This is a genomic window from Reyranella sp., from assembly GCF_050185545.1.
In the GTDB taxonomy this organism is placed as follows: Bacteria; Pseudomonadota; Alphaproteobacteria; order Reyranellales; family Reyranellaceae; genus Reyranella.
The window spans coordinates 1-5,727 of sequence record NZ_JBFWZI010000301.1; the positions used below are offsets into that span (position 1 = coordinate 1).

The window sequence follows — 5,727 nt, forward strand, 5'->3', positions numbered from 1 at the left end:
TGATGGAAGGGCGTGAAGATCGGCCCCGGGCCGACGGCGTTCACGCGAATGCCTTCGGGCGAGTGGTCGGCAGCGAGCGCCCGTGTCAGGCCCGCGATCGCGGCCTTGGTGGTGTCGTACTGCAGGTTCCCGCCGCCGGCGACGACGGAACGAACGGAGGCGACATTGACGATGGCGCCGCCCTTGTTGCGGCGCATCAGCGGGACCGCCGCCTTGGCACAGAAGGCGTAGCTCATCAGGTTGACGTTGAGGATCTCGTTCCAGCTCGCCGCGCTCGCCTCGTCGATCTTCTCGTATTTGCGGATGCCGGCGTTGTTGACGAGGATGTCGAGGCGCCCGAATTTCTGCGCGGCACCGTTGACGAAGGCGAGGCATGCGGCCTCGGTTCCCACGTCCGCCTGCGTGAAGGCGACCTTCGCCCCGGCGGCCTCGAGCTCGCCCGCCACGCGCTGGCCTCGCTCGGCGTCCCGATCACAGAACGCCACGCTCGCGCCCTCGGCGACGAAACGCCTGACAGTCGCCTCGCCGATCCCCGATGCCCCTCCCGTCACCGCCGCGACCTTGCCGTCGAGCCTTCCCATGTTCGCCTCCGTCCATTGCATTGCGAAACGCGTATCCACGATACCGACGCACACCGCTACACGATAGACTGGCCGTCGGCACCAGCGAACGGAGGAACCAATGCACATGAGACACGGAATTTTCCTGCCGCCGTTCCACGCCTTGAACGAGAACCCGCACAACGTGCTGCATCGTGACCTCGAGCTCATCGAATGGCTCGACCGGCTCGGATACCACGAGGCCTGGATCGGCGAGCATCACTCGGCGGGATTCGAGACCATCTCCTCGCCCGAGCTGTTCATCGCCGCGGCTGCCGAGCGGACGAAGCACATCCGGCTCGGCACCGGCGTCATCTCGTTGCCCTATCACAACCCGCTTATGGTCGCGAACCGCATCATACAGCTCGACCACCAGACCCGCGGCCGCGTCATGTTCGGCGCCGGGCCCGGCCTGCTGGCGTCGGACGCCATGATGCTCGACATCGATCCCAATACCCAGCGCGACCGCATGGAACAGGCGCTCGACCTCATCTTGCGCCTGTTCCGCGGCGAGGTCGTCACCGAGAAGACCGACTGGTACTCGCTGAAGGAGGCGCGCTTGCACCTTCTTCCCTACAGCGATCCGTTTCCCGAGGTCGCGGTCGCCAGCGCCGTCACGCCGTCGGGCGGCCGGCTGGCCGGCCGCTACGATCTCGGCATGCTGTGCGTCGCGGCGGCCGAGACCAACGGCTTCGACGCGCTCACCACCAACTGGCGGACCGCTTGCGAGATCGCCGCCGAGCACGGCCGCACCATGGATCCCAGGCGGCTGCGCCTGGTGGCGCCCTTCCACATCGCAGAGACGCGCGACAAGGCGCGCGAGAACGTGCGCTTCGGCATGCAGGCCTATATCGACTACGTCAATAACAACATGCCCCGTTTCAACGTGCCGCCGGGCGAGGACATCGTCGACTACTGGATGAGGGTGAAGATCGGCGTCGTCGGCACGCCGGACGACGCCATTGCCCAGATCCGCAAGCTGCAGGCCAAGCAGGGCGAGTTCGGGGTCATGCTGCACATGGCCAACAACATCGCGGACTGGGAGGCGACCAAGCGCTCCTACGAGCTCTATGCGCGCTACGTCGTGCCGGCCTTCGACGGCAGCAACGTCGCTCGCGACGAGTCCTACGACTGGGTGACACGCAACCGCGACACGCTTTCGCGTCAGCGCCAGGAGGCGGCCCAGCGCATGATCGACAAGCACGCCGCCGAACGCGCCGCCAAGACCGGCCGGAAGGAGGTCACGGACCGGCGCAGCGGCTCGCTGATCTCGTGAAGCAATAGCCTCGAACGACTAACTCGCTGCCCCTCATGGCATGGGGCCCCGCCTTGCTGCCGAGAGCCCTCGCTGCCAGACTCGCGTGAAGAACGGCATTCGACCGGTTCACCACGGAGGAAGCGATGACGGACACGTTCGACAGGACAAGGCGTGACTTTCTCAGCGTCGCTACAGTCGGAGGCGCGGCGGCGACGCTCGCGATGATCGGCGTCAGCCCGGCAATGGCCGGTGTCGCGGCCGGCCGCTCGGAGAAACCGCTGAAGGCCGCTTTCTCAAACGCCGGCCTGCAGGCTACCTGGTGCGCCCAGGGCAAGGCCGCAGCCGAATACTGGGGCAAGCTGTACAACGTCGAGGTGACGTGGTTCGACGGCCAGCTCGACGCCGTCAAGCAGCGCGCAGCGGTCGACAACATGGCATCGCAGAAATGGGACTTCGTCGCCATCCAGGCCTTCGGCATCGGCACGCTGACCCAGCCGGTGCAGAAGATGATCGATGCCGGCACCCCCGTGATCGACATGGACACGCTGATCGCGCCCCTGGACAAGATCAACGTCCACAGCTTCCTCGCGCCCGACAACGAGTTCATGGGCGCGTCGGTGACGCAAGCGCTGGTTGCCAAGCTCGGCGGCAAGGGCAAGATGATCATGACCCAGGGCGCGCTCGGCCACACCGGCGCGCAGGGCCGCGCCAAGGGCTTCAACGCGGTGGTCAAGCAGAATCCCGGCATCGAGGTGCTCGACACCCAGCCCGCCGACTGGGATGTCACCAAGGTGGCGCGGCTGTGGGAGACCTATCTCACCAAGTACCCGCAGATCGATGCCGCCTTCTTCCATAACGACGACATGGCGCTCGCCGCCTACAACGTCATGAAGGCGCGTAACCGCACCAATATCCTGATCGGCGGCGTCGACGCCATGCCGCCGGCCATCAACGCCGTGTCCGACGGCCGCATGTTCGCGACCGTGCGCAATCCGAGCTGCCGCATCCATGGCGGCGCCATCATCGCGGGCGTGGCGGCGGTCACGGCAGGAGAGAAGGCGGGCAGCGGCATTCCCAAGAGCATCGTTACCGACGGTCCGGTGGTGACCAAGGAGAACGCCGCCGGCATGCTGTGGATGGAGGATCACTTCCTGATCTGATGATCGATCGGCATGACGGAACGAGCCGTGCCGCCGCTGGAGTTGCGCGGCATCTCCAAATCGTTCGGCGGCGTCGCGGCGTTGCGCGACGTCGACTTCGTCCTGCGTGCGGCTGAGATCCACGGCCTGGTCGGCGAGAACGGCGCCGGCAAATCGACCTTGATGAAGATCATCGCGGGCCTGCACGGCCAGTATGACGGTCGCATGATGATCGACGGCCGGCCGGTGCATTTTCGTTCGCCGCGCGAGGCGCTGGCGGCGGGCATCGGCATGGTGCACCAGGAGCTGAGCGTCGTGCCGGACCTCAGCGTGGCCGAGAACGTCTATCTCGGCCAGCAGCCGACCCGGGGTGGGATCGTCGACTGGCGCGCCATGAAGGAGGGTGCCCGCCGGCATCTCGCCGACCTGGGCATCGACGTCGACCCGGGCGCGCGCATGGGCTCGCTGGCGATTGGCCTGCAGCAGTTGATCGAGCTGGCCCGCGTGCTGTTCTCGGGTGCGCGCATCGTCATCCTCGACGAGCCGACCTCGGCGCTCTCGCCGCCCGAGGTCCAGCGCCTGTTCGAGGTGCTGCGCGGCGTGCGCGCCAGCGGCCGCAGCATCGTCTTCATCTCACACTTCCTCGACGACGTGCTGGCGATCTCCGACACCGTCACGATCTTCCGCAACGGCCGTCTCATCGCCACCGAGTCCGCCGGCAGCATCGACAAGGGCTGGCTCATCCAGCGCATGATCGGGCGGGGTCACGAGGAGCTGGAAGGCAGCTACACCGGCGCGATCGCGCTCGACAGCCGGCCCGACGCGCCGGTCGTTCTGGCCGTGCGCGGGCTCGGCGCCGGCCGCGCCTTCGCCGACGTGTCGCTCGACGTCAGGGCGGGCGAGGTCCTGGGCATCTACGGCTTCATGGGCTGCGGCCTGATCGAGCTTGCCCGCACCCTGTTCGGCAAGCTCCGTGCCGATGCCGGAACGATGTCGATCGGCGGCAGGGTCCTGCGGCTGCGCAGCACCGCCGAGGCCTGCCGCGCCGGTATCGCCTTCGTGCCGGAGAGCCGGCGATCGATGCTCTTCCCGGCCGAGCCGGTCTACAAGAACATGTCGATCAGCGTGCTGGGCCGCATTGGCCGCATGCTGCTGCGGCCCTCGGTCGAGAAGGACATCGCCCGCCGGCATGTCCAGTCGCTGTCGATCCGGCCGCCGATGGTCGAGACGCTGCTCGGCAGCCTGTCGGGCGGCAACCAGCAGAAGGTGGCACTCGCGAAGTGGCTGACCTGGCCTCCCAAGGTCCTGGTGCTGAGCGAACCGACGCGCGGCATGGATGTCGGCGCCAAGGAGGACGTGGTGCGCATCGTCAAAGGGCTGCGCGACCAGGGCATGGCGGTCGTGGTGCTGTCGACCGAGCCCGAGACCGTGCTGTCGCTCGCCGACCGCATTGTAGTGATGAAGAAGGGGCGCATCGTGCACGAATTCGCCGGCGAGACGGTAGCCAAGGACCAGCTTCTGGAGGCGGCGTGACATGACGGCGATGGGGGTCTTCCTGCGCAACCAGATGCGCATCATCGCACCGTTCGCGACCCTGATCGTGCTGGTGACTTTTTTCAGCCTGACCAGCCGGTCGTTCGCGTCCCTGGACAATGCAGCGAACATCCTGACCCAGATTTCGGTCACCGGGATCATCGCCGTTGGCCTCACCTTCGTGATCCTGTGTGCCGAGATCGACCTGTCGGTCGCCGCCATCGCCAACGTTACCGGCATCGCCGTCGCCTACTTCACGCTGCAGGAAAGCTACGTGAACATCGCCAACGTGCCGGTGCCGGGGATTGCCGCCATTGTCCTGGCGCTGGTCGGCTGTTTCATGCTGGGCCTGGTCAATGCCGCCGGCATCACGCTGATTGGTATCCCGTCCTTCATCATGACGCTCGCCATGATGCAGATCGGCGCCGGCATTTGCGCGCTGCTGGTGCGCGGCCAGATCGCCTATGCCGTGCCCGACCTGGTTTCCCTCCTGGGGGCAGGCCGGGTGGCCGGCATTCCGTGCCTCGTGCTGGTGGCCGCGGTCTTCCTGCTGGCCGGCCATCTGGTGCTGACCTACACGCGCTTCGGCCGCTACGTGTACATGGTCGGCGGCAACCGCGAGGCGGCCGAATATGCCGGCGTCAACGTCAGGCTGGTGCTGGGTGCCGTCATGGTCATCTCGGCCCTGTGCTCGGGTGTTGCCGGCATGCTGGGCGTGGCCCACTTCGGCAGTGCCCAGCAGAACGAGTTCGACGGCTACCTGCTGGATGCCATCGCCGCCGTCGTGGTGGGCGGTACCAGCCTGTTCGGCGGCCGCGGCGGCATCGGCAATACCATAATCGGACTCCTGATCCTGGGCGTGCTCAACAACGGCCTCGACCATGTCGAGATCGACAGCTTCCTCAAGATCCTGATCCGGGGCCTGATCCTGCTGGCGGCGCTGATCATCAACGTCTACGTGCAGCGGGTCCGCGACGCGGAGCGCATCGGCAGCTGACCGGCTGCTGCGCTCACATGGGCGTTACTGTAACACAACGCCCATGCCACTGCGCCCCCAGGCTGGGATCGATCCAGGCCATGGTGCGTCGTTGCCCGACACGAAAGGCAAGTAGATCGGCGGTCCAGCGCCAGGGGCGATCTGGCCGGCCGTCAGTTGCGGTCGTCCTCTGTCTCTTGTCCGAACTCCGCCCGCCAGCTC

General features: G+C 66.7%; 5 protein-coding genes. 4 read left to right on the plus strand and 1 reads right to left on the minus strand.

The annotated features are described in order from the left end of the window. Window positions 1–581 (minus strand): SDR family NAD(P)-dependent oxidoreductase (locus tag AB7O82_RS36645; protein WP_428621747.1); only part of this gene is annotated, 581 nt, incomplete at its 3' end. Between the two features lie 106 nt (window positions 582–687). On the opposite strand from AB7O82_RS36645, the gene AB7O82_RS36650 reads away from it, so the two are divergent. From AB7O82_RS36650 to AB7O82_RS36665, 4 genes are all read left to right on the plus strand, one after another. Further along, a complete protein-coding gene (locus tag AB7O82_RS36650) occupies window positions 688–1,875 on the plus strand; it encodes an LLM class flavin-dependent oxidoreductase (protein ID WP_428621749.1) in 1,188 nt (395 codons plus the stop codon). A gap of 125 nt (window positions 1,876–2,000) precedes the next feature. Then, complete coding sequence (locus AB7O82_RS36655; RefSeq protein ID WP_428551602.1) at window positions 2,001–3,017, plus strand: sugar ABC transporter substrate-binding protein; 1,017 nt, start codon at window positions 2,001–2,003, stop codon at window positions 3,015–3,017. Between the two features lie 12 nt (window positions 3,018–3,029). Next, window positions 3,030–4,529, plus strand: coding sequence for a sugar ABC transporter ATP-binding protein (locus tag AB7O82_RS36660; RefSeq protein WP_428621750.1), 1,500 nt, complete (start codon window positions 3,030–3,032; stop codon window positions 4,527–4,529). 1 nt (window position 4,530) lies between these two features. Beyond that, the gene (locus tag AB7O82_RS36665; protein ID WP_428621752.1) at window positions 4,531–5,526 is read left to right on the plus strand and encodes an ABC transporter permease; all 996 of its coding nucleotides are present in this window, start codon (window positions 4,531–4,533) and stop codon (window positions 5,524–5,526) included. Window positions 5,527–5,727 lie beyond the last annotated feature (201 nt).

Coding starts and splice junctions, on each gene's coding strand:
- AB7O82_RS36650 (WP_428621749.1), top strand. CDS start 688: ATGAGACACGGAATTTTCCTGCCGCCGTTCCACGCCTTGAACGAGAAC.
- AB7O82_RS36665 (WP_428621752.1), top strand. CDS start 4,531: ATGACGGCGATGGGGGTCTTCCTGCGCAACCAGATGCGCATCATCGCA.
- AB7O82_RS36660 (WP_428621750.1), top strand. CDS start 3,030: ATGACGGAACGAGCCGTGCCGCCGCTGGAGTTGCGCGGCATCTCCAAA.
- AB7O82_RS36655 (WP_428551602.1), top strand. CDS start 2,001: ATGACGGACACGTTCGACAGGACAAGGCGTGACTTTCTCAGCGTCGCT.